This window comes from Agromyces sp. Marseille-P2726, from assembly GCF_902809835.1.
Classification (GTDB): Bacteria; Actinomycetota; Actinomycetes; order Actinomycetales; family Microbacteriaceae; genus Agromyces.
Genome location: NZ_CADDWM010000013.1, coordinates 37,254 through 60,688 on the forward strand (window position 1 = coordinate 37,254; position 23,435 = coordinate 60,688).

Consider the following 23,435-nt stretch of genomic DNA (forward strand, 5'->3'; position numbering starts at 1 on the left):
GCTCACGCGAGCACCTCCTCGGATTCGGCAGCGGGATCGACGCTGCGTACGAGCTGCAGGTAGACGTCTTCGAGGCTCGGGCGGATCACCTCGAGCCCGTCGGGTTCACGGCCGAGTTCGGCGACGACGGATGCCACGAGCCGGCCGGGCTCGTCACTGCGACGCTCGTGGACGAATCCCGAGGCGTCCCGCCAGCGAACGACGGGAACCCTGGCCTCGGAGCCGCCGATCTCGTGGACGCCGCCCATCGCCACCAGCCTGCCGCCTGCGATCACTCCGGCTCGATCGGCGAGCTGTGCCGCCTCCTCGAGGTAGTGCGTCGTCAGCAGGATGGTGGTTCCCTCGGCTTTCAGGCGGCGGATGAGCTGCCAGAAGTGCTGCCGTGCCTCAGGGTCGAACCCGGTGGTGGGCTCGTCGAGGAACAACAGCTCGGGCCGTCCGACGATGCCGAGCGCCACGTCGACGCGTCGTTGCTGTCCGCCCGAGAGCTTCGCGATGCGCGTCTTCGCCTGGGGTTGAAGCCCGACGGCGGTGATGACCTCGTCGACATCGCGCGGGTCGGGGTAGAAGCCGGCGAAGTGCGCGAGCAGCTCGGCGACCGTGAGGAGTCCGGTCTCGCCCGTCGACTGGAGTACGATGCCGAGCCGGGCCTTCCAGTCCAGGCCGCCCTTGGCGGGGTCCGTGCCGAGCACGCTCACCGCGCCGCTCGTGCGAGTGCGGTATCCCTCGAGGATCTCGATCGTCGTCGACTTGCCGGCTCCGTTCGGTCCGAGCAGGGCGAAGGTCTCACCGTGCCGGATCTCGAAGCTCACGTCATCGACTGCAGTGGTGGGGCCGTAGGTCTTGCGGAGGTTCCGCACGCTGACGGCCACGTCGTTCGTCGTCATGATTCCACCGTGGCAGCGCCGGCGCCGGGGCGGCAGCCGTGGATCGTCGGATTTCCGCCCTCCACCGATCGGTGGATGCGTCAGTGCGGAAGCACCAGCGAGACGCCGAGCGCGATCATGACGACGGCGATCCCGCCGTCGAGGATCCGCCACGCGCGCGGGCTGCCGAGGAGGCCGCCGAGCAGCCGTGCGCCGTACGCCAGGCCGAAGAACCAGAGGAGGCTCGCGGCACCGGCGCCGAGCGCGAAGGCCCATCGTTGGTCGCCGTGCGTGCTCGCCACCGATCCGAGCAGGAACACCGTGTCGAGGTACACGTGCGGATTGAGCCAGGTGAGTGCGAGACACGTTGCGATGGCCGCCCCGAGCGATGATCGCTGGTCGAGGAGCGCCGCCGAAGGCGACTTCTGCTGGTCGAGGAGCGCCGCCGAAGGCGACTTCTGCTGGTCGAGGAGCGACGCCGAAGGCGACTTCTGCTGGTCGAGGAGCGACGCCGACGGCGACTTCTGCTGGTCGAGGAGCGCCGCCGAAGGCGACGCGTCTCGAGACCCCGAACCCCCATCTCCCCGGCCGGCAGCTCCGACGAGCGCCGCACCCGTCGGCCGGATCGCGCGTCGGGCCGCGAGAAGCCCGTAGATCACGAGGAACGCCGCTCCTGCCCAACGCACCACCTCGACGAGCCAGGGCACCGCCTGCAGCACCGCACCGATCCCCGAGACCCCCACGACGATGAGCGCCAGATCGCTCAGCGCGCAGATTGCGGCGACGGCGAAGACGTGCTCGCGACGCAGGCCCTGGCGCAGCACGAACAGGTTCTGCGCGCCGATCGCGATGATCAGCGAGAACCCGAGCCCGAGGCCCGCGACGACGACGGTGAGTGGCACGCGTTCACCCTACGAGCGCCCGATCCTGCAATCCAGCTCAAGATTCTTCATTCCCATTAGCATGGCTGCAGATGGAAATTCCGTTCGACCTCGCCCGCACGCTCGCCGTCGTCATCGACGAGGGCACGCTCGACGCAGCTGCCCGTCGACTGCGACTCACGCCGTCGGCGGTCTCCCAGCGCATCAAGGCGCTGGAGCACCAGCTCGGACGCGTACTGCTCGTGCGCAGCAAGCCGGTTCGAGCAACGGATGCCGGAACCGCCGTCGTCCGTCTCGCGCGTCAGCTGGCGCTGCTCGAGCACGACGCGCTCATGGAGTTCGGCGTCGACGCGCCGTCAGATCGTCGCGTCTCCATCGCCTTGGCGGTGAACGCCGACTCGCTCGCGACCTGGTTCCTGCCCGCGCTCGCGCGCGTGTCGGAGCGGCATCCGATCGTCTTCGACCTGCACCGCGACGACCAGGATTTCACGGCGGGATTCCTCGAGTCGGGCACCGTGATGGGCGCCGTCACCTCGCAGGCGGCGGCGGTGGCCGGATGTCTCGTCCGCCCGCTCGGGCTCATGCGCTACCAGGCGGTCGCGGCGCCGGCGTTCGCCCGTCACTGGCGGCTCGACCACGGCGACGGCCGCGAAGGCCTCGCCGGCGCGCCGGTCGTGGACTTCGACCGTCGCGACGACCTGCAGCGTGACCACCTCGTCGCCCGCGGCGTCGACCCCGACCTTCCGCCTCGTCACTACGTTCCGGCGTCGAACGACTTCGCCGCCGCGATCAAGCTCGGGTTGGGCTGGGGAATGCTTCCCGGGTTCCAGTGCGACGCCGAGCTCGAGCGCGGTGAACTCGTGCGTATCGGCGGTGCACCGATCGACGTGCCACTGTACTGGCAGCAGTGGAACCTGCGCTCGCCGCTCCTCGACGCGATCGCCCACGAGCTCGCGGTCGAGGCCCGTCGAGCGCTGCGGAACCCGCACGTGCAGCAGGAATCCGACGCCTAGCGTCTCTCTCGGAATCGGGCAACCCCCTGCACGTCAGCGGCATACGCGACGTTCACTGGAATCAGGAAAGGGCAGACCGCCCCCACTCGGGAAGGAGTCCGATCATGGGTGTCGGAGACCGCATGGAGAACACTGGCGAAGACCTCAAGGGCAAGGCGAAGGAAGCCTGGGGCGACGCCACGGACGACAAGCGCATGGAGACCGAGGGCAAGATCGATCAAGCCAAGGCCGACATGAAGAACAAGGTCGAAGACGTGAAGGACGCACTCAGCGACGACAAGCGCTGACCGGCTCGCGAATCGGCTGATTCGCGCCGCCCCTGCGGGGGCTCACGGACGAACGCCCGCCGGCCGGGGAGGGGGACCTCCCGGTGGCGGGCGTTCCTCATGCGCGTCGGCTAATCGGGATCCTCGATCTTGAACCCGATCTTCAGCGTGACCTGGAAGTGGGCGACGGCACCGTCCTCGAGCTCTCCTCGCACCGAGACCACCTCGAACCAGTCCATGTTCCGAATGGTCGCGGCGGCGCGCGCGACGCCATTGCGGATCGCGGTGTCGGTGCTGTCGGGCGACGTACCGACGATCTCGGTGACGCGATAGGTGTGGTTGCTCATCCGACCCTCCTCCGGCGCGGGGACGCCGTCGTCCCCGCTGTGCCGACGTTACCCCACGACCCGATTGCAGGGTATGCCTGCTCCGCCCTCGACACTGAACAACACTGGACTCCTTGTTCAGTAACGCTTAACATGAAGGGGTCACCCGACCGGGACAGCAAGCCGCGATGACGCGCCCCGAGACGTTCGGGATGGCGATGGGAATCAAGGAGGATGAACACAGCCATGACATCACTGCAGCCGGGCCAACCCATTGTGTTCCGTAACGGCATCGTGCTCACGATGGACGATGCCGACACCGTCCTTCGGGACGGAGACGTTCTCGTGGTCGACGGAAGGATCGCCGACGTCGGAGTCGGACTGACGGTGCCCGACGGCACGTTCGAGATCGATGCGAAGGGCGGCATCGTGTTGCCGGGCTTCGTCGACACCCATCGTCACATGTGGCAGACCGCGATGCGCGCCTACGGCGCGGACTGGACGCTGACCCAGTACTTCGTCTGGTACTACCTGCAGCACGGAATCAAGTTCCGCCCCCAGGACTACGCCGCCGGCAACCTCATCTCAGCGCTCGACGCGATCGAGTCCGGGGTCACGACGACGCTCGACTGGTCGCACGGGCTGAGCTCGATCGAACACGGCGAGGCCGCCTACGACGCGCTCGCGAGTTCGCCGGGCCGCTATGTCTTCGCATACGGGAACATCCACCAGTCGCCGTGGGAGTGGACGGCGGATCCCGCCATCCAGTCGCTGCTCACGCGTGCACGTGACGATTCACGGCTGTTCGGGGCGCAGATCGCGTTCGACGTGCCGAACCAGGACGAGAACTTCCCCGAGCTCGCCGCATATCGCGTCGCCGAGGAACTCGGACTGCGGGTCACGACGCACGCGGGCGTCTGGGGCGCGACGAACGACTGGGGCATCAGGAACGCGTACGACGCCGGCGTCATGAAGGAGGGCTACACCTACGTGCACGCCGCCACCCTGACCGACGAGTCGTATCAGAAGATCGCCGCGACGGGCGGCAACGTCTCATTGGCGACCGAGTCCGAGGACACGTGCGGCCAGGGCTACCCGCCGATCCACAAGCTGCGCCAGTACAGCATCCCGGCCTCCCTCTCGGTCGACACCTCGGTGTGGGTGAGCGCCGACCTGTTCTCCGCGATGCGGGCGACGATCAATGCCGACCGAGCGCTGGAGCACCTCACGGCGCACCGACTCGAACCGGCCCTGACGATCACGCATGTCCAGCTCCGTGCGAAGGATGTCGTGCGGATGGCGACCCGTGGCGGGGCCGAGGCGCTCGGCAAGGGCGACCAGATCGGCAGCCTCGAGAAGGGGAAGCTCGCCGACGTCATCCTCCTCAAGAACGACGACTCGCCGACGTGGGCGCCGCTCATCAACCCGTGGGGTCAGGTCGTCTACCAGTCGCAGCGAGGCGATGTGCACACCGTGCTCGTCGGCGGCGAAGTGGTCAAGCACGAGGGCAAGCTCACCGCCGGCGATCTCGAGGGCACGAAGCGCAAGCTCGACGAGACGGTGTCGTACCTCGAACAGGAGGTCGGAGACGACTGGGAGGCCGGCCAGTACCCCGAGATTCCCGAGACCGAGGTGCTGTACAACCCGTACCAGTACAAGAAGGGCGAGGGTGCACCCGACGCGGACGGCGAAGCGGCACAGGACGCGGAAGAGGAAGGCGCCCAGGTGGGTTGACGCCGCCGATCGACTGAAGCCGCCACTCGTCGTCCCCTCGAGTGGCGGCTTCGTGCTGGAGGACGAGCGCCGAGCTGTTCATGCGGTCGAACCACGAGTGCTGCGCGCCACGGCGGGTCGTCGCGGCGCGCAGCATCCCTCGGGCGGGTCAGGCCGTCGCCGACGGCACCTCGTTCCGGGCGAGGATGCGGTGGAGCGCGCCGTCGAGCTCGCCCTCGGCGTGGGCGGTCGCGTCGGCTCGCCACGCCACCACGCCGTCGGGGCGAACGAGCACCGCCCCGGTCGGTGCGATGCCGTACGCTGCCTCGAACTCGCCGTCGGCCGCGACGAGGTCGCCGTCGGCCGCCACCCGGTATGCCGTGACCTCCGAGCCGAGGGCCCGGCTCGCGGCATCCTTCCAGGCCTGGCCTTCCGCCCCCGCGAGGAGCACGAAGCCGCCCCCGAACACGTCGAGCGTCGACACGCGTCGACCGTCACGGTCGACCCAGAGATGCGGCGCCCGTGCGCCGAGCGGGGCGCCCGGCTCACGCGGGTTCTGGGTCACGGGCTTCTCGGACGGCACCGAGTCGACGATCGCCTCGGACGCGTACACGGGGCCCAGCTCGATGGCGACGTCGTCGAGCGGCTCCTCGATGTCGTCCTTGCCCAACGTCGGGTCGACCCGCAGCACGTAGCGCGAGTACGCCTGCTCGGAGGTCATCTCGCCGGCCGGACGTCGCTCCTGCTCATAGGACGCCAGCAGGTCCTCGCCCGCCTTCCCCTGCAGCACCGCGGCGAGCTTCCACGCCAGGTTGTGGGCGTCGACGATTCCGGTGTTCCCTCCGAAGCCGCCCGTGGGCGGCATGACGTGCGCGGAGTCGCCGACGAGGAAGACGCGGCCCTTCTGGTAGTGCTCCGCCCAGCCGGCGGATGCCGCCCACTGCTGCACGCTCTCGATCGTGATCGGCAGGTCATCGGATGCGCCGAGCGCGGTGCGCACGTACCGCACGCACTGCTCCGTGTCGGCGTTCGCTCCGACATCCGGGATCTTCTCCCCGTTCTCGTCGAGCGCGGAGAAGACGACGAGGAATCCACCGTCCCGGGTGATCGCGTAGCGGAAGAAGCCCAGCAGGCCGGGCTGGTTGACGTAGATGACACTGAGGTTGCGGTCGCCGATGAGGGCATCGATGTCGGCCTTGAAGTAGATCGTGATGCAGTTCGCGAAGTCGCCGCGACCGAGCATCCGTATGCCGAGTTGCTCGCGGATCGTGCTGTGCGCGCCGTCGGCCGCGATGAGGTAGGCGGATCGGACGAGTTCCTCCTCGCCGGTCCCGCGATTGCGGATGACGGAGCGGACACCCGTCTCGTCCTGCTCGAAGCTCACGAGCTCGGTCGAGAACCGATGCTCGGCGCCGAGGCTCTCCGCCTTCTCGCGCAGGATCGGTTCCAAGCCGATCTGCGTGATGAACAGGCGCGGCTCAGGGCTCAGGTGGTCGACGCCCTCGTTGACGTTCTTCTGGAAGTACACCAGCTCCTTGCCGCCGAGTGCTTCGACCGCCATGATGGCGCCGTTCTGCACGAACTCGAGCGCTGCCGCCTCGCGGACCACGTCGCCCAGATCGACCTCACGGAAGATCTCGGTCGTGCGTTGGTGCAGCATGGCGGCCCTGGGATGGATGGCCGTGCCCCGGTGCTTCTCGACCACGAGGCTCTTCACACCCTGGGACCCGAGCAGCACCGAGGCCGTCAGTCCGATCAGGCTTCCTCCGGCGATGAGCACCGGAACTTCGATTTCGTTCACCGTACCTCCTTGGACAGTTCCCGGATATCGCAAGCGGTGACGCTCGGCGGTATGCCGAGGAAAGACAGCTGTCACCAAAATGTGCAGTGTCGCTGAATGACTATGTATGCATGGTCCTCCGGCTGCCCCGAAGTGTCAAGGCTCACTAAACAGGCCGAGCCCGGCCGGTGCCTCCGAAGGCGTGGGACCGATCAGGAGAACAGCGTCTGCAGCCGCTGCACGCCCTCGAGCAGTGGCGCATCGCCGAGCGCGTAGCTGAAACGCAGGTACCCGCTGGGACCGAACGCCTCGCCCGGCACGGCGGCGACCTCGGCCTGCTCGAGCATGAGATCGGCGAGTTCGAGGGAGGTCGTGGGGGTGACGCCGCCCCACTCGCGACCGAGCAGGGCCGTGACGTCGGGGTACACGTAGAACGCGCCCTGGGGGACGGGCACCGTGACGCCGTCGATCCGGGACAGTTCGTCGACGATCACGCGTCGACGCCGATCGAACGCCTGCCTCATCTCCTCGACGGCGTCTTGGGGGCCCGTGAGCGCGGCGATCGCGGCGCGCTGCGAGATGTTGGACACGTTCGACGAGAGGTGGGACTGCAGGTTGGCGGCGCCCTTGATGACATCGGCGGGGCCGACCATCCAGCCGAGGCGCCATCCGGTCATCGCGTAGGTCTTCGCCACTCCGTTCACGAGGATGGTCTGGTTCGCGAGCTCCGGCACGGCCTCGACGATCGAGACCGCCCGCGGTGCTGCGCCGCCTGGCGCGTCGGCGTAGGTGAGGTTCTGGTAGATCTCGTCGGTCACCACCCAGATGCCGTGCTCGAGCGCCCACTCGCCGATCGCCTTCACCTGGTCGGGCGGGTAGACGGCGCCGGTCGGGTTCGAGGGCGACACGAACAGCAGCACCTTCGTGCGGTCGGTGCGCGCGGCCTCGAGTTGGTCGACCGTGGCGAGGTATCCCTGATCGGCTCCCGCGAACACGTCGACCTGGGTGCCGCCCGCGAGCTTGATCACCTCGGGGTAGGTCGTCCAGTAGGGCGTGGGAACGAGCACCTCGTCGCCCGGGTCGAGCAGCACCTGGAAGGCCTGGTACACCGCCTGCTTGCCGCCATTGGTGACGACGACCTGGCCGGGAGACACCTCGAGGCCCGAGTCGCGCAGCGTCTTGGCGGCCACCGCCTCACGAAGCTCGGGCAATCCGGCGGCAGGCGTGTACCGATAGTTCTTCGGGTCGCGCGTCGCCGCGAGCGCCGCCTCGACGATGTACTCGGGCGTCGCGAAATCGGGCTCGCCTGCGGCGTAGGAGATGACCGGGCGGCCCTCGGCCTGCAGCGCCTTGGCCTTGGCGTCGACCTTCAGCGTTGCGGACTCGGCGATGGCGGCGATGCGGGCGGAGAGGCGGGCGGGTTCGGTCACGCTCACAGCCTAGGGCGAGCGGATGCCGCGGGACAGCCGATCCCGAACTGGGACATTCGTCCCCCTTCTGCTACGCTGCGCCGCGGGATGACGCACCCCCGACGACCCCTGCGCGCCGGGGGGGCGCTCCTGGTCCTGCTCGCTCTCGGCGCGGGGCTCGCGTTCCTGCTCACCGATGCGCTCGGCATCCGGTCGGAACGGTCCGAGATCCCCGCCGAGACGCTCATGGCTGCGCCCCAGGCGCCCATCGCGTTGCCCCCGGCGTTCGCGACGGTGACGGCACCCGCATCGACTCGGGTGGGCATGGCGGTTGATGAGCTCCGCGACGCCGTCGCCGCCGCGGGCGCCACCGACGGCACCGCCACGCTCGACGTGGTGCTCGAGGGCAGCGGCGAGACCGCGGCATCCGAGGGCGAAGACACGTACCGGCTCGAGGGGACGCCTGACGCGCTGCGTGTCGTCGCGGCATCCGAGGCGGGTGCGGCCCTGGGTGTCTACGACCTCGCCGCCGCCGTGCGCGACGGCCGTCCCGTCGACGATCGCCTCGGCGAGGTCGTCGAATCCGAGCTCGGATTCCGCATGGTCGACCTCGGTGCCGTCGGCGTCACGGTCGACGAGGACGAGTGGGCCGCTGGCGACGACTACTCGCACAACTCGAAGGCGTTCGCCGACGTGATCCTGCCCGATGCGCCCTACATCGACGAGACGGCGCTCGCGCTCGCCCGCGCGGACTTCGAGGCGTACGTGCGGCACGTGCTCGCCGAGGGCTACAACGCGATCGCCATCCCGGGCCTCGTCGAGTACCTGACGTTCTCGGAGGTCGGGGACGGCGACGACGTGTACGGACCCGACGACGAGCACGTCGCCCGCGCTCATGCGATGCGCGAGGCGTTCGGGCCGATGTGGGAGTTCGCGCACGACGCGGGCCTGCGCGTGTTCTATCGCACCGACATGCTCACGCTCACCACGCCGCTCGAGGCGTACCTCACCGAGCGGTTCGGCGGACTGGCCACCGACGATCCGAAGTTCTGGGACGTCTACGCAGCCGGACTCGACGAGCTCTACGAGGCGATGCCGTACGTCGACGGCGTGCTCATCCGCATCGGCGAGGCGGGCCGCGTCTACGACCTGCCCGGCTGGGACTACTACTCCGAGCTCGCGGTCACGACGGTCGACTCGGTCCGCGCGATGCTCACGGCGTTCACCGAGCAGGCCGATCGTGCCGATCGCGAGGTGATCTTCCGCACCTGGAGCGTCGGCGTGGGCGCCGTCGGGGACATGCACACGAACGACGACTCGTATCGGGCGGTGCTCGATGGCATCGCGTCCGACCGTCTCATCGTGTCGACGAAGTACACGCTCGGCGACTTCTACAGCCACCTCCCGCTCAACCACACGCTGGAGGTCGGCGACCACCGCCGCATCGTCGAGTTCCAGAGCCGCCGCGAGTTCGAGAACTTCGGCGCGTTCCCGAACGACCTCGGCGTGCTCTATCAGGAGGCGCTGCAGCGGTTCATCGCCGCGAACCCGAACCTCGAGGGCATCTGGACCTGGACCCAGGATGGCGGTCCGTGGCGCGCCGGCCCGCTCTCGCTCGAGCTGAAGGCCGGCTTCTGGCAGCTCTACGAGCTCAACACCGAGCTCGCCGTGCGCCTCGCGCGTGACCCCGGTGCCGACCCCGCGCAGCTCACGGCCGATTGGGCACGCCGCTGGTTCTCCGACGACCCCGCCACCGTGCAGGCCATCGGCGAGGCCATGGCGCAGTCTCGCGAGGCGATCGCCGCGGGCCTCTACATCGGCCCGTTCGCGGATCGTCGGGTCTTTGCGATCGGCCTCGAGCCGCCGCCCATGATGTGGATCTTCGAGTGGGACATCGTCACTGGCGACAGCGCGGTGCTCGACGTGATCTACGACGTCAGCCGCGATGAGCTCGACGAGGCCATCGCAGGTGGCGACCTGGCGAGTGCGGCCGTCGAGCGCATGCGCGAGGCGGTGACTGGAACGGATGCCGCCACCTGGCGCGATCCTGCGCTGCGCACCGCGTTCCTCGACACGCTCGAGTACCAGGCGTCGACCTACGCGATGCTGGGTGATTACCGCGAGATGTTCCTACGCCAGGCGCAGTGGCACGACACGGGGGAGCAGTCGGCGCACGACGCATGGGATGCCGCGCGGCGCGCGTTCGAGGCATCCGCCGCCGCGCACCAGGCCGCCTACGCGGGCGACCCCTACTATCCGGCGTACAACCTCGTCGCGGCGCAGCTCGGCGTGGACCGCGCCGAGCGCGACCTGCCGATGGCGTGGGCCGCCCGCATCCTGCTCGTGCTCGTCGCCGCCTGGATCGCGTACGGCATCGCCGCCGGGGCTGCGCGTGCCGGCTGGCCGGGCGCCCGTGCCGCACGCGCGCTCTGGGTCGGCGCCACCCGTCCGTGGCGCGCCGCGGAGGCGACCGAGGGACTGACGCGTGTCGACCGCGCGCTGGTGGTCGGCGTGCCCGCCCTCGCGCTCGTGGCGAGCCGCGGCATCCAGACCTGGTTCCTCGCGCCGTCGCACCTCGCGGTGTCGCTCGGCGCGTGGGCGGTGTTCGTGCTCGTGCTGCTGTTCGCGCTGCGCAGCCGGTCGGCGTGGCCGGTGCTCGCCGCGGTCGGCGGCGCGGCGATGCTGCGCGTCCTGCTCCTGCTCGTGGTCCTCGCGCCGACCGGGCCCGGCGGCTACTGGTTCCACTTCTGGACCGACCCGCTCGCGCGGTCGGCATACGTCACCGTCGCGTTCGCCGCTTTCGGCTGGGTGATCGTGGCGGGTGCCTGGGGGCTCGCCGGGCAGATCGGCGTCCGACGCGCCGTCGCCACGGTGGTCGCCGCGGTCGGCGCCGTGCTCGCGATCATCGGCGCGATCATCGGTCTGATCGGCCTCGAGGCCGCGCTCACGCTCTGGAACGACGAGATGGCCCTGCTGCCGTGGGGTCTCTCGCGCATCCTCGGCATCAGCGTGTACCTCGACATCCCGGCCGACACGGCGTGGTGGGTCGCAGGGGCCGGCGCAGTGCTCGTCGTCGTCGGTTCGCTCGTCGCGCTGTCCGGCGGACGCCGGACGGCCAATGCCGGACGGTCGGCAGGGCTGCCCCTGAGCACATGATCAGCCGCGGCCTCAGAGGTTCTGGCCGATGTCCCAGAGCCGATCAGGCCGGCCGTCGATGGCCTCCGACACCGCGAGCGCCTGGTCATCGGAGAGTGAGGCGACGTAGTCGATCACACCCCGGCCGATTCCCATCCGCAGGGCCTCCGACCTGTCGGGCACGGGCGCACCCTCGGACCCGGCCGCACGGATGCGCTCGTACCCGTCAGTCGCGATCTCGACGAGTTCCTTCAGTCGCTGCGGCACGCGATGGCGGTCGTATTCGTCGGTGATCCAGGCCGTGAGGCCCTTCACCGCGCGGGTGAGCACCCGACTGAGCCCGCGCTGGTACATCACGATGTCGGCACGTTCCAGGATGAAGTGGCGGTGCACGAACTTCAGCACCTCGACTTCGTGCCACGCGAGCCGGTCGAGCGTGAGCGGTCCCGTGCGCGCCTCGCCGGGCGGAGCCGGAACGACCGAGGTCTGCAGGTGGCTGATCCAGCGGTTCGTGAACGACGACAGTGCTCGCTCGGATGCGATCGAACCGTCGAACGGGGTCGCCAGGAGCCCGTCGACGAGGTCCTGCGCGACGACCCCCACGGCTTCTGCGAACGCATCGTCGTCAGCCGCCCACGCGTCGTTGCGGTGGAACTTGCGCCGAAGGCCCTCGAGCGCGGCGCCGGGCGGCGCCGAGCGCAGCGACAGGGCCTCATCGCCGAGCCTGCGCAACTCGGTTGCTCCGTCGACCCATCCTCGGAACTCCCGCGCCACGGCCCCTTGGCTGAGCAGTCCGGCGCGGTAGAAGTCGTCGACGTCGTGGATCGAGTACGCGATGTCATCGGCGATGTCCATCACGGAGCACTCGAGCGACTGCTCGTACTCGGGCAGCCTGCTGCGGGCTTCGGCGAGGTCGACGGCGTCGAGGTCATAGGCCGAGAACTTCACGATGTCGACACCGCCGCCGACGCGCCGCATCCCACGCGGCAGCGGGCCCGAGCCCAAGGCCTGCACGTCGACGAACCGAGTCCACGGATACTTCGCGACCGCCGCACGCACGGCCGCCGTGAGGTTCAGGCCGTGCGGCGCGTTCTCGGTCACGTCGAGCGTCGCGAGGATGCGGTACGTCTGCGCGTTGCCCTCGAACCCGTCGGCGAGGCCGAGCGTCTCGCGGGCGAGCCGATCGAGCACACGCTCGCCGAGGTGACCGAACGGCGGGTGTCCGAAGTCGTGCGCGCTCGCCGCGGCCTGCACCACGACCGCGTCGCAGCCGAGCTCGGCGGCGAGCGGGTGCGCCGGTGACGCGGCATCCGTCAGCGTGATCGCGATCGCGCGTGCCACGGCCGTCACCTTGATCGAGTGGGTGAGCCGGTTGTGGATGAGGGGCCCCGCCTGCGGCTGCGCGATCACCTGCGTGACGGCGGACAGCCGGGAGAAGTACGGCGAGAACCGGATGCGCTCGAGATCGAGGCGGAACTGCGAGTGCTCGCCGGTGACCTCGACGCTCGATCGCGGTTCCGGGACCCGTCGCGTCGCCCGCCCAGCCTGCATCGGCGCCGTCAGCGCAGAGCCGCCTTCAGCTCGTGGCCGTGCACGGTGAGCGCGTAGATCACGAGGACGTCGATCGCGAGCACGATCAGCGACCACCACGGCTGCACGGGAATCAGGAACAGCTGCCCGATGGCGTTCAGGATCACGAGGATGATCGCCACCACTCGCGCCCACGTCGCCCCTGAGAACAGCGCGGCGCCGATCACGACGAGCAGGATGCCGGTGATCAGGTGCCACCAGCCCCAGCCTTGGATGTCGAAGACGAACAGGGCGCCCTCGGGGCTCACGAGGTACGCGCTGTCGGGTTGGGCGAGCGCGATGAATCCGTACAGCACGTCGAAGCCGCCGGCGACGATCAACATGATCGCCGCGAACACGCCCCAGCCGACCCATCCGGTGACGCGGGTGTCTCCGCTGACGCGGGCGTCGCCGCTGACGCGGGTGTCGCTCATGGGAATCCATCCTTCCGTACAACTGGGGACGCCCGGCGATCGCCGCGCGATGCTGCTGCGGCCACCGTAGGGCCCGCACGGATGCCGCGACATCACGCGAATCGGGTGAAACCGGCGCCTTCGGCGCCAGGTGCGGGGCATCCGCTGGTTTTACTCCGCCTTCGGCGTCGCATACACTTGGTGGGGTTGTTGAAGTCAGCCAAGCTTGTCTGCGCCTATTTTCGGGCTTGATCCCCTGAAGAACGACGCAGGTTCGTGCTGTCGGAAACACCCCGCGGAGCTCCCGGTACGCCGGTCGTTCCATAGGGCGGTGGCTCAATTGGTAGAGCAGCGGTCTCCAAAACCGCAGGTTGCAGGTTCGAGTCCTGTCCGCCCTGCGAGCCGGCAGCGAATGTCGGCCCATCGAAAGGTGTACAGGTGGCACGGAAGATCGTCGACGAACCCAGCGAGGATGTCGTCGCCAACGCGAAGCGCGAACGCGCGGCGCGGCGCAACCCCTTCGCACGGATCGCCCTGTTCATCCGGCAGGTCATCGCCGAACTGAAGAAGGTCGTCACGCCGACCCGCCGGGAGCTGTTGAACTTCACGGCCGTGGTGCTCGTGTTCGTCGTCATCATGATGGCGATCGTGTGGGGTCTCGACCAGCTCTTCAGCTGGCTGGTGCTGTTCGTCTTCGGAACGCCGGCGGGCTGATCCGGGCCGTTCGGTCCGAGGTCCGCGTCGGCGAAGGCGCACGAAGCAAAGGAATCGAGAGAAGTGTCAAAGTACGAGCGCGACGACGTCGACTGGGCCACCGCGGCAGAGCAGTCGTCCGAGGTCGACGAGGTCCAGGAGGGCGACACCGCGGAGCACGACGAGGAGTCGGTCGAGCCGGCCGAGCAGCGTGCGGTGCACGTCGTCGACGATGAGGGCAACGACGTCGACCTCGATGCCGTCCTCGATGCGATGGCCGAGGCATCCGACCCCGAGGCCGACGCCGTGATCGACGACGCCCTCGACATCGACTCCGCCGACGAGGCCGAGGCGGCATTCGAGGCGGTCGTCGAAGAGGAGGACACGGTCGTCGACCCCTACGAGGAGTTCCGCAACGAGCTGCGCTTCCTCCCGGGCAAGTGGTACGTCATCCACTCCTACGCCGGCTTCGAGCGCCGCGTGAAGGCGAACATCGAGCAGCGCCGTGAGTCGATGGCCATGGCCGACTACATCTACCAGGTCGAAGTGCCGATGGAAGACGTGGTCGAGATCAAGAACGGCCAGCGCAAGATGGTGACCCGCGTGCGGATTCCCGGCTACGTGCTGGTGCGCATGGACCTCAACGAGGAGAGCTGGTCGGTCATCCGCCACACTCCCGGCGTCACCGGGTTCGTCGGCAACGCGCACAACCCGACCCCCCTGCGCTTCGAGGAGGCCTTCGGCATGCTGAAGAGCCTCGTCGAGATCAAGGACGTCGCGCCCGCGAAGGGCGCGAAGGCAGGCGCCGCCGCCGGAGCAGCCCGCGCCATTCCGGCCGAGGTCGACTTCGAGATCGGCGAGACGATCACCATCAAGGACGGCTCGTTCGCGGGCCTTCCGGGCACGATCAGCGAGATCAAGCCCGAGAGCGGCAAGCTCACGGTGCTCGTGTCGCTGTTCGAGCGCGAGACCCCCGTCGAGCTGAGCTTCGACCAGGTCACCAAGCTGTAGCCCGTTCCGGTCGTCGAGTAGCGCCGCGCGAATTCCGGTCGATGGTCCTATGGATGTCAATTCTTGGTGAGGTCGGTTTTGAGGTCGTTGAAGACTTGGCGGGCGACGTAGCGTTTCAGGGCGCGGATGGTGTCGCGTTTTGAGAGGCCTTCGGTGAGTCTTCGGGTGATGTAGGCGCGGGTGTCGGGGTCGTTCTTCATCCGGCCGATGATGATCATGTGCAGCGCTCGGTTGGCTTGCCGGTCGCCGCCGCGGTGCAGTCGCATCCGGTGGGTTTGTCCGGACGATACTGGGACGGGTGCGGCTCCGCAGAGTCTGGCGAATGCGGCGTCGCTGGTGATCCGGTCGATGTTCTCGGCGGCGGTGATCAGGAACTGGGCGGTGGTGTGGACGCCCAGCCCGGGACGAGCGAGCAGAGTTGGTGCGGTCGCCGTGGTCAGGGCGCGTAGTTCCTGATCTGCGGCGGTGATCTCGTCGTTCAGGGCGGCGACGCGGTGACGTTTCAGGGCATGCTCGGCTGCGTGTGCCGGATCGGCGTACCGCCCGGTGTCGGGTTGGAGTGCGGCCGCGTGTTTCGCGATCGTGGGCAGGCTGAATCGGCGGAGTTGTTCCCGTAGCGGGGTGGGCGCGGTAACGAGGAGGTCCTTGATCTGGTTCAACGCCTGCGTGCGGGACTTCACCGCGGAATTCCGCACCAATGTCAGCATCCGGATCGATTCGATGACACCGGTGGTGTCCTTCGGGATCGCGGTCGCCATCCCGGCGAGGACTTTCTGCGCGGCAGCGATCGCGTCGCTGCGGTCGTCCTTGCCGCGTCGGGCGCGGGTGGCCTTGTCGGTGGTGTTCACTTGGAGGACGTGGATCCCTGCACCGGTCAGCGCCCGAGTCAAGCCGGCACCGTACGAGCTGGTCAGCTCGACCCCGATCCGGTCGATGATCCCGTACGAGCCGGCCCAGTCCACCAGTGCCTGGTAACCGGCCGGCGTCGCCGGGAACGCGGCGTCGCCTTCGAGCCGGCCGTTCAGATCAAGCACTGCCGCGTGATGGGTGTCCGTGTGCGTATCGACACCGACGACGACAGTCGTGCCCGGGACGGGCGCGTTCGGGGTGGGTAGCATGATGGGTGTCTCCTCTCGAGTGATCGATCGGATGACCGCACCGGGCCGGGCGGACAAGACATTGAAGAGTCGGCGGACAGGGTCCTATTAGGTCACATCCCACGCCCGGCCCGGTCTCCCGAACCGACGTGATCGACAAGCCCCGAGCAGGGCCGACAAATCGGCCGAATGACATCACAACGAGTCCGTCGAGTAGCAGGTCAGACCCAGTCCGAGACCGCCACCACCATTCTCAATGTCGAGTAGCGCCGCGCGAAGCGCGACGCGTATCGAGACGCGGTGAGCAGGTCTCGAGACGTCACCGGTCTCGATACGCGTGCCACTGCGTGGCTCGCTACTCGACCACCGGGGGTGCCACTGCGTGGCTCGCTCCTCGACCACCGGGCGTGCTGCTCGACCACCGGGCGTGCCACTGCGTGGCTCGCTACTCGACCACCGGGGCGTGCTGCTCGACCACCGGGCGTGCTGCTCGACCGCCGAACGTCCGCTACTATTGACAGGTTGTGCTCTCGCGCACGACGAGACCACCGCAGCCCGGATCCGCCGGAACCTGCGGGAGAGTGCCCCGATCGGGGCGTTCGAACAGAAAGAGAGAAATCATGGCACCGAAGAAGAAGGTCACTGGTCTGATCAAGCTTCAGATCAACGCCGGCGCCGCGAACCCGGCCCCGCCGATCGGCCCGGCCCTGGGTCAGCACGGCGTGAACATCATGGAGTTCTGCAAGGCCTACAACGCGGCGACCGAGTCGCAGCGCGGCAACGTGATCCCCGTCGAGATCACCGTCTACGAAGACCGCTCGTTCACCTTCATCCTGAAGACCCCGCCCGCCGCCGAGCTCATCAAGAAGGCCGCCGGCGTCGCCAAGGGTTCGGGTGTTCCGCACACCACCAAGGTCGGCAAGCTCACGCAGGCCCAGGTCCGCGAGATCGCCGAGGCGAAGATGGTGGACCTCAACGCCAACGACGTCGACGCGGCGTCGAAGATCATCGCCGGCACCGCTCGCTCGATGGGCATCACGGTCGAGTAATCGGCTCCCGCCGGGTCTCGATACGGCGCTTCGCGCCTACTCGACCACCGGACGCGGATGCCCCAACCGAGGCATCCGACCTTCAGAACTCTCATTCGTGGCAGCGCCCGCCAGGCGCAGATGACCACACTCTCTCAAGGAGAACCAACATGGCACAGAAGTCCAAGGCCTACCGGGCCGCGGCCGAGAAGATCGAGGCCGGCAAGTACTACACCCCGTCCGACGCCGTCGCGCTGGCGAAGGAGACCGGGTCGGCGAAGTACGACTCCACGGTCGAGGTCGCGCTGAAGCTCGGCGTCGACCCCCGCAAGGCCGACCAGATGGTGCGCGGCACCGTCATCCTCCCGCACGGCACCGGCAAGACGGCGCGTGTGGTCGTGTTCGCGACCGGTGCCGCTGCCGAGGCCGCGATCGCCGCGGGCGCCGACGAGGTCGGCGGCGCCGAGCTCATCGAGAAGGTGGCCGGCGGCTACACCGCGTTCGACGCGGCCGTGGCCACCCCCGAGCTCATGGGCCAGGTCGGCCGTCTCGGCAAGGTGCTCGGTCCGCGCGGGCTCATGCCGAACCCCAAGACCGGCACGGTGACGCCGAACCCGGCCAAGGCCGTCGAAGACATCAAGGGCGGCAAGATCGAGTTCCGCGTCGACAAGCACGCCAACGTGCACTTCGTCGTCGGCAAGGCCTCGTTCTCAGAGGACCAGCTCAACGACAACCTCAGGGCCGCCCTCGAGGAGGTCGTGCGCCTCAAGCCGTCGAGCGCCAAGGGCCGCTACATCCAGAAGGGCGCGGTGTCGACCACGTTCGGCCCGGGCATCCCGCTCGACGTGAACGCGATCTGAGCTCACTGCGGCATCCGAAGGGCCCGCCGGTTCACCGGTGGGCCCTTCGTCGTCGGTGCGCGGGCTCAGGCGCGGTCGTCGGGCTCGTCTGCGAGGTCGATCTCCTCGCCCGCGAGGTCGTTCTCGGCGAAGACGGGCTCCTGCTCGCGCGGTGAGCCGCCGGTCGGCCCGTCATTGCCGTCGCCCGCGCCGGCCCAGACCGTCTCACCGGCGACGGCATCATTCACCACCGTCTCCTCCCAGCGCTCCTCGTCCTCGATACCGAGATCGTCGTCGAGGCTGAAGTCATCGTCACGTTCGGTCATGGCGTCTCCTCCGGGTCGGGTTGCATCCGCCCAGTCAACGGTGTGCGGGTCCACGACGGAACGGCCTTGACAGGCTCGTGCGACCTCGCTCGACGTTCGTCACCGGCGATCCGCGAGGAACGCGGCGACACGGGCTGCGAGCTCGGGTCCGGCACAATCATGGCCTGCACCATCGATCTCGGCGAAGCGGGCGTCGGGCATCGCTGCGACGATCGCGAGCGACGCCGATCGTGGGCTCCGAGCGTCTTCGCTGCCTCGCACGACGAGGGTCGGCACGTTGATGGCGGGGAGCGCCTCACGCAGGTCCAGGCTGAGCGTGCGCAGCAGAACTCTCGTGGTCGACGGGCGCCAGTCGGCGAGCAGGCTGCGCGTGAGCTCCCGCCGCCGGGGGTCGGAACCGGGGGCGTAGACCGAGTCGAGGAACGACTCGGCCCACTCGTCGACCGGCGTCTCGATCGTGGCCTCGGCGGGGCGAATGCGCTCGGCGAGCGCCCCCGGGTCGCGGGATCCCGCCCATCCGGCATACGCGCCGACGAGCACGAGTCCGCCGATCGCGCTCGGGTGGTCGCGCGCCGCGACCAATGCGAGCACCGACCCGAGCGAGAGTCCGAGGAGGACCGGGCGGCGCAGGCCGAGTGCCGCGATGAACCCCGCCACGGCGTCGGCCCAGTCGCGGTCCTCCCATGTTTCGGGCACATCCGCGGAACCGCCGCAGCCCGGCGCGTCCCAGGCGATCACGTCGGCGTACGCCGCGAACCGCGCGAGCTCGGGACCCCATGCCCGGGAGTCCTCGAACGCGCCGTGCAGCAGGAACAGCTCGGGGCCCGATCCAGCGCGTCGGTACGTGATGCGGAGGCCAGCGACATCGACGGCGTCCATGACGCCGACCGTACTCCTCCGGTGCGGGGCCGGAAATGGCATGGCGGTCGGGCGGATGCATCGGATGCCGCGTGGTTGCGGCGCTATCGGGCCGGCGGTACGTTTCGCGGAGGATGACGGGCGCTCGCCTGCCCGGCCCGAGTGGCGCGCGCTCGCCGAGGGAGCGACATGAGCTCGTCGGGTGCACTCGACCTCGGCCGGTCCGCGGCCGCGGAGCGACGGTGGGCCGATGCGTACGACCGCCTCACCGAGGCGGAAGCGGAGGCGACCGGGTCGCAGGAGCGAGCATTCACAGGGGCCGACCTCGAACTGCTCGCGACCGTCGCGACCCTCCGCGGGCGGGCGCCCGAGGGCACGGACATCCTGACCCGAGCTCACGAGGCGTACCTCGCCGAGGACGATGCCGTCGGGGCGATCCGCACCGCCGGATGGATCGCCATCGCCCTGATCCAGCTCGGCGAGTTCGCGCGAAGCAGCGGCTGGGTCGCCCGGGGGCAACACCTCGTCGAGGAGCTGTCCGAGCCGAGTTCCGTCGTGGGGCTCGTTCAGGTGACCCCTGCGCTCGCGAAGGTGTTCGCGGGCGAGATCGCCGAAGCGACCAGCGCCTTCGAGGAGATCGCTGCGATCGCCACGCGCTTCCGTGACCGGGAATTGGGTGCGTTGGCCGCATTCGGGCTCGGCCAATGCCTGCTCGCCGCGGGAGCGAGCGGGCCCGGGTTCTCCCGACTCGATGAAGCCATGGTGGCGGTGACGGCCGGCGAGGTCTCCCCGGTTCCGTCCGGAATCATCTACTGCGGCGTCGTCGGGGCCTGCCACATTGCCTTCGACCTCAAGCGTGCGCTCGAGTGGACGGCCGCCCTCGACCGGTGGTGCCGCGCCCAGTCGCAGCTCGTCGCGTTCACCGGCCAGTGCCACGCGCATCGGGCGGCACTCTTCCTCGTGCACGGGGCGTGGGACGAGGCATCCGCCGCCGCGGAGCTGGCGCAAGCGCGGCTTCAGGCCGGCGACTTCGACGCGGCTTTCGGCGCGAACTACCAGCGCGCGGAGCTGCACCGCCTGCATGGCGAGTTCCCGGCCGCGGAGCAGTACTACCAGCGGGCGGGCCAGACGCCGTGGGAGCCGCAACCGGGCCTTGCGCTGCTGCACCTCGCCGAAGGGAACGCGAAGCTCGCGCAGTCGATGATCCGGCGCAGTGCGGGCGGTTCCGATGAGGGGACGCGCCGCAGCCTCCTGCCGGCGATCGTCGAGATCGAGGTCGCAGCCGGTGACCTCGAAGCGGCTCGTCGCGCCGCCGACGAGCTCGCCGCGCTCAGCAGGGCGGCGCCGACCCCGATGCTGACCGCGCTGGCCGCTTCCGCGCGCGGGCAGGTGCTGTTGGCAGAAGGCGATGCCGCCGCCGCGTTCACGGCGCTCCGAGATGCTCACACTGCCTGGCGTTCGCTCGACGCGCCCTACCACGCGGCACGGTGCCGCGTGCTCATCGGCCGCGCCGTGCGCGAACTCGGAGACGATGAGGCCGCGGCCGCGGAGTTCGACGCCGCACGCGTCACCTTCACGGAGCTCGGTGCCGCCCCCGCGCTCGCCGAGCTCGCCGCGCTCGTCGGCGCCGATCGAGTGGGCCCGCTCACCGACCGCGAGGTCGAGGTGCTGCGGCTGGTCTCGACCGGCCTGACGAACCGGGACGTCGCCGGGCGGCTCTCGCTCAGCGAGAAGACCGTGGCGCGGCACCTCAGCAACATCTTCGGCAAGCTGGGCATCTCGTCGCGAGCCGCCGCCACGGCGTACGCGTACGAGCACGGGCTGGTCTGACGCGGCCGACGCGGCCGGTCGGTGCGGGCCCCAGGGCAGCCTGCATACAATGACCCATCCGGCCCGATCCGGAAAATGGGATGTTCGGTCGACGCGGCCGGATCCATGCCGCGCCTACCGTCGTGGTCATGGACATCCCGATCCTCGCCGGCATGATCTCGACCGTGGTCTTCGCGGTCAGCAATCTGCCGATGCTGCGCAAGGCGCTGCGCACCAAGGATGTCTCCTCCTACAGCCTCTCGAGCATCGCCATGATCAACGCGGCGAACGCCGTCTACTCGCTGTACGTGTTCAGCCTGCCCGTCGGTCCGATCTGGGCGCTGCACACGTTCTACGTGATCTCGTGCGCCATCATGCTCGTGCTCTGCGTACGCACCCGGCTGGCGAGGATGCACCAGCAGCAGGCGGATGCCTCAGCCGATGACGCGGAATCCGTGTTCACCGACCACCTCGATGTCGTCGGTCTCGACACCGATGACGCGCGCGCCGCGCGGGCCGCGTGACAACCAGTCCAGCATCTCCTGGACGGATGCCGCGTCGCCTTCGATCTCGGCCTCGACCGTGCCGTCGGATCGATTCCGGATCCATCCGGCGACACCCACCCGCTCGGCCTCGAATCGCGCCGAGTACCGGAATCCCACGCCTTGGACGCCACCGTGCACGACCACTCGCCTGCGGATCACCCCTCAAGCGTACGATGGCGAGTGCCGGCGCGATCCCTGAGCGGTCGAGCCCGGAAGGTCAGCGACATGATGTCGTCCAGTGCAATCGAAGCGGGTCGCACGGCTGCGGCCGAGCGGCGCTGGGGCGATGCCCACGAGGTGCTCGCGCGCATCGACGAGAACGACGGGCTGGCGGCATCCGACCTCGAGCTGCTCGCGAATGTCGCGCTGCTTCGAGGGGAGCCGCCAGCGTCGATCGATGCCTGGTCGCGGGCGTACTCGGCGCATCTCGCGCACGACGACAGCGCGGGTGCGGTCCGTTGCGCCGGATGGCTCGCGCTGCAGCTCATCGAACTGGGCGACTACACGAACTGCGTCGTGTGGGCGGCACGTGCGATGCGGATCGCGAACGCGATGGCGGACCCGGGGGCGCTGGCCGGGTTCGCCCGGCTCGCTCCGGCGGTCGCGCAGCTGGGAAGCGGCGAGCCGGTCGAGGCGAGGCGCATGTTCGAGGAGATCCTCGCGATCGCGGAGCGCCACGGCGATCGTGAGCTCGCCGCGAACACCCGGATCGGTCTCGGCAAGGCGCTGATCGAGGTCGGCATGATCGAGGAGGGGTTCGACTGCTTCGACCGGTGCATGGCCGCGGTCGCGGCCGCGGACGCCGGACCGGTCTCGGCGGGAGTCATCTCGTGCGCCGTCATCAGCGATGCGCTCATGGCGTTCGACCTGGAGCGGGCATCCGCGTGGACGAGCGTGCTCGTTCGATTCTGTGCCCAGCAGCCCCAGTTGATCACCTTCAGCGGCCAGTGCCGTGCGCTCGAGGCCTCGCTGCTGCTGATCCGCGGCGCATGGGCCGAGGCATCGCTCGCGGCCGAGCTCGCGCTGTCGCGTTGGCGCGCGGGGGACTATCGGGCCGTCTGGGGCGCGCCCTATCGGCTCGCCGAGCTCGGGCGGCTTCGTGGCGCGTTCCACTCGGCCGAGGAGAACTATCGGCGCGCGGGCGAATCGGGATGGGAACCGCAACCCGGCCTCTCGCTGCTGCACCTCGCGGTGGGGCGAACGCAACGCGCTCAGGATGAGATCCGCCGCACTGCTGCGGGCTCCGATCCGTTCACTCGACGCTTCCTGCTGCCCGCGGTGGTCGAGATCGAGGTCGCCGCAGGTGATCCCGACGCGGCTCGTCGGGCGGTCGACGAGCTGCGGGAGTCGAGCCGGTCGATGCCCACTCCCATGCTCGACGCGACGGTCGCAGCGGGGGAGGCACGGGTGCAGCTCGCGGGAGGCGACCCGTCGGCGGCGCTCGGCGAGGCGCGCGCAGCCATCGAGGGCTGGGACGCCATCGGAGCCCGCTACGAGGCCGCCCGAATCAGAGTGCTGGCGGGTCGGGCACAACTCGAACTCGGCGAACGCGACGCTGCTCGCGCCGAGTTCCAGCGGGCACGGCAGGTGTTCGTCGCGCTCGGTGCGGATCCCGCCCTCGCCGAGCTGGACGACCTCTCGGGCGATCGCCGCACCGGGGCGCTGACGGCGCGTGAGGTCGAGGTGCTGCGGCTGGTCTCCACCGGCCTCACGAATCGGGCGATCGGTGCGCGGCTCTCACTCAGCGAGAAGACCGTCGCCCGCCATCTCAGCAACATCTTCGGCAAGCTGGGTCTCTCGTCGCGAGCGGCGGCCACCGCCTACGCCTACGAGAACGGGTTCGTCTGAGGCCGGGACA

Annotated in this window: 22 protein-coding genes and 1 tRNA gene; 12 read left to right on the forward strand and 11 right to left on the reverse strand. The window is 69.3% G+C overall.

The features are described from left to right. Window positions 1–2: 2 nt before the first annotated feature. Complete coding sequence (locus tag HUS56_RS08220; RefSeq protein ID WP_173922930.1) at window positions 3–887, reverse strand: ABC transporter ATP-binding protein; 885 nt, start codon at window positions 885–887, stop codon at window positions 3–5. 80 nt (window positions 888–967) lie between these two features. Next, window positions 968–1,768, reverse strand: coding sequence for a LysE/ArgO family amino acid transporter (locus HUS56_RS08225; RefSeq protein ID WP_173922931.1), 801 nt, complete (start codon window positions 1,766–1,768; stop codon window positions 968–970). Window positions 1,769–1,839: 71 nt separating this feature from the next. Between HUS56_RS08225 and HUS56_RS08230 the strand changes: the two genes are divergently transcribed. After that, a complete protein-coding gene (locus tag HUS56_RS08230; protein WP_173922932.1) occupies window positions 1,840–2,760 on the forward strand; it encodes a LysR family transcriptional regulator ArgP in 921 nt (306 codons plus the stop codon). A 104-nt stretch (window positions 2,761–2,864) separates the two neighbouring features. Continuing rightward, a complete protein-coding gene (locus HUS56_RS08235) occupies window positions 2,865–3,047 on the forward strand; it encodes a CsbD family protein (RefSeq protein WP_173922933.1) in 183 nt (60 codons plus the stop codon). A 110-nt stretch (window positions 3,048–3,157) separates the two neighbouring features. Here HUS56_RS08235 and HUS56_RS08240 read toward each other — a convergent pair whose 3' ends face one another. Next, a complete protein-coding gene (locus HUS56_RS08240; RefSeq protein WP_173922934.1) occupies window positions 3,158–3,373 on the reverse strand; it encodes a dodecin in 216 nt (71 codons plus the stop codon). Window positions 3,374–3,598: 225 nt separating this feature from the next. On the opposite strand from HUS56_RS08240, the gene HUS56_RS08245 reads away from it, so the two are divergent. Beyond that, the gene (locus HUS56_RS08245; protein ID WP_173922935.1) at window positions 3,599–5,086 is read left to right on the forward strand and encodes an amidohydrolase family protein; all 1,488 of its coding nucleotides are present in this window, start codon (window positions 3,599–3,601) and stop codon (window positions 5,084–5,086) included. Between the two features lie 148 nt (window positions 5,087–5,234). Here the strand turns inward: HUS56_RS08245 and HUS56_RS08250 are convergent, their stop codons facing one another. Both HUS56_RS08250 and HUS56_RS08255 read right to left on the reverse strand, forming a co-directional pair. Then, a complete protein-coding gene (locus HUS56_RS08250; protein ID WP_173922936.1) occupies window positions 5,235–6,866 on the reverse strand; it encodes an FAD-dependent monooxygenase in 1,632 nt (543 codons plus the stop codon). A 191-nt stretch (window positions 6,867–7,057) separates the two neighbouring features. Further along, the gene (locus HUS56_RS08255; RefSeq protein WP_173922937.1) at window positions 7,058–8,275 is read right to left on the reverse strand and encodes a pyridoxal phosphate-dependent aminotransferase; all 1,218 of its coding nucleotides are present in this window, start codon (window positions 8,273–8,275) and stop codon (window positions 7,058–7,060) included. Window positions 8,276–8,362: 87 nt separating this feature from the next. On the opposite strand from HUS56_RS08255, the gene HUS56_RS08260 reads away from it, so the two are divergent. Then, entirely contained in the window at window positions 8,363–11,410 is a 3,048-nt protein-coding gene (locus HUS56_RS08260; protein WP_173922938.1) for a hypothetical protein, read from the forward strand. A 12-nt stretch (window positions 11,411–11,422) separates the two neighbouring features. Here HUS56_RS08260 and dgt read toward each other — a convergent pair whose 3' ends face one another. Further along, complete coding sequence (gene dgt, locus HUS56_RS08265) at window positions 11,423–12,940, reverse strand: dGTP triphosphohydrolase (protein WP_173922939.1); 1,518 nt, start codon at window positions 12,938–12,940, stop codon at window positions 11,423–11,425. An 8-nt stretch (window positions 12,941–12,948) separates the two neighbouring features. Continuing rightward, window positions 12,949–13,392 (reverse strand): hypothetical protein, encoded by a 444-nt coding sequence (locus HUS56_RS08270; protein WP_173922940.1) that lies wholly within the window; start codon window positions 13,390–13,392, stop codon window positions 12,949–12,951. A gap of 304 nt (window positions 13,393–13,696) precedes the next feature. On the opposite strand from HUS56_RS08270, the gene HUS56_RS08275 reads away from it, so the two are divergent. The 3 genes from HUS56_RS08275 to nusG all read left to right on the forward strand — a co-directional run bounded on the left by HUS56_RS08275 (window position 13,697) and on the right by nusG (window position 15,075). Continuing rightward, window positions 13,697–13,769, forward strand: a tRNA-Trp gene (locus tag HUS56_RS08275). Window positions 13,770–13,809: 40 nt separating this feature from the next. After that, the gene (secE, locus tag HUS56_RS08280) at window positions 13,810–14,085 is read left to right on the forward strand and encodes a preprotein translocase subunit SecE (RefSeq protein ID WP_173922941.1); all 276 of its coding nucleotides are present in this window, start codon (window positions 13,810–13,812) and stop codon (window positions 14,083–14,085) included. Between the two features lie 63 nt (window positions 14,086–14,148). After that, window positions 14,149–15,075 carry a transcription termination/antitermination protein NusG gene (gene nusG / locus HUS56_RS08285; RefSeq protein ID WP_173922942.1) on the forward strand — a complete coding sequence of 309 codons (927 nt, stop codon included), beginning with the start codon at window positions 14,149–14,151 and terminating at the stop codon, window positions 15,073–15,075. 56 nt (window positions 15,076–15,131) lie between these two features. Here the strand turns inward: nusG and HUS56_RS08290 are convergent, their stop codons facing one another. Further along, the gene (locus HUS56_RS08290; RefSeq protein ID WP_173922943.1) at window positions 15,132–16,193 is read right to left on the reverse strand and encodes an IS110 family transposase; all 1,062 of its coding nucleotides are present in this window, start codon (window positions 16,191–16,193) and stop codon (window positions 15,132–15,134) included. Between the two features lie 599 nt (window positions 16,194–16,792). Between HUS56_RS08290 and rplK the strand changes: the two genes are divergently transcribed. Together rplK and rplA are read left to right on the forward strand one after the other, a co-directional pair. Further along, complete coding sequence (gene rplK, locus HUS56_RS08295) at window positions 16,793–17,221, forward strand: 50S ribosomal protein L11 (RefSeq protein WP_173922944.1); 429 nt, start codon at window positions 16,793–16,795, stop codon at window positions 17,219–17,221. A gap of 149 nt (window positions 17,222–17,370) precedes the next feature. Next, on the forward strand, window positions 17,371–18,060 hold the full coding sequence (gene rplA, locus HUS56_RS08300; protein WP_173922945.1) for a 50S ribosomal protein L1: 690 nt from the start codon (window positions 17,371–17,373) through the stop codon (window positions 18,058–18,060). A 65-nt stretch (window positions 18,061–18,125) separates the two neighbouring features. On the opposite strand, the gene HUS56_RS08305 is transcribed toward rplA, so the two are convergent. After that, the gene (locus tag HUS56_RS08305; RefSeq protein WP_173922946.1) at window positions 18,126–18,365 is read right to left on the reverse strand and encodes a hypothetical protein; all 240 of its coding nucleotides are present in this window, start codon (window positions 18,363–18,365) and stop codon (window positions 18,126–18,128) included. Window positions 18,366–18,464: 99 nt separating this feature from the next. Then, window positions 18,465–19,244: an alpha/beta fold hydrolase gene (locus tag HUS56_RS08310; protein WP_173922947.1), complete on the reverse strand. Its 780-nt coding sequence runs from the start codon at window positions 19,242–19,244 to the stop codon at window positions 18,465–18,467. Between the two features lie 168 nt (window positions 19,245–19,412). Here HUS56_RS08310 and HUS56_RS08315 point away from each other — a divergent pair, with 168 nt between their 5' ends. Then, window positions 19,413–21,053: a response regulator transcription factor gene (locus tag HUS56_RS08315; RefSeq protein WP_173922948.1), complete on the forward strand. Its 1,641-nt coding sequence runs from the start codon at window positions 19,413–19,415 to the stop codon at window positions 21,051–21,053. A gap of 128 nt (window positions 21,054–21,181) precedes the next feature. After that, on the forward strand, window positions 21,182–21,556 hold the full coding sequence (locus HUS56_RS08320; protein WP_217423965.1) for a hypothetical protein: 375 nt from the start codon (window positions 21,182–21,184) through the stop codon (window positions 21,554–21,556). Here HUS56_RS08320 and HUS56_RS08325 read toward each other — a convergent pair. After that, window positions 21,467–21,736, reverse strand: a complete 270-nt coding sequence (locus HUS56_RS08325) for an acylphosphatase (protein ID WP_173922949.1) — start codon at window positions 21,734–21,736, stop codon at window positions 21,467–21,469. The genes HUS56_RS08320 and HUS56_RS08325 overlap by 90 nt on opposite strands. A 66-nt stretch (window positions 21,737–21,802) precedes the next feature. Here HUS56_RS08325 and HUS56_RS08330 point away from each other — a divergent pair, with 66 nt between their 5' ends. After that, window positions 21,803–23,425, forward strand: a complete 1,623-nt coding sequence (locus HUS56_RS08330) for a LuxR family transcriptional regulator (RefSeq protein WP_173922950.1) — start codon at window positions 21,803–21,805, stop codon at window positions 23,423–23,425. Window positions 23,426–23,435: the final 10 nt, after the last annotated feature.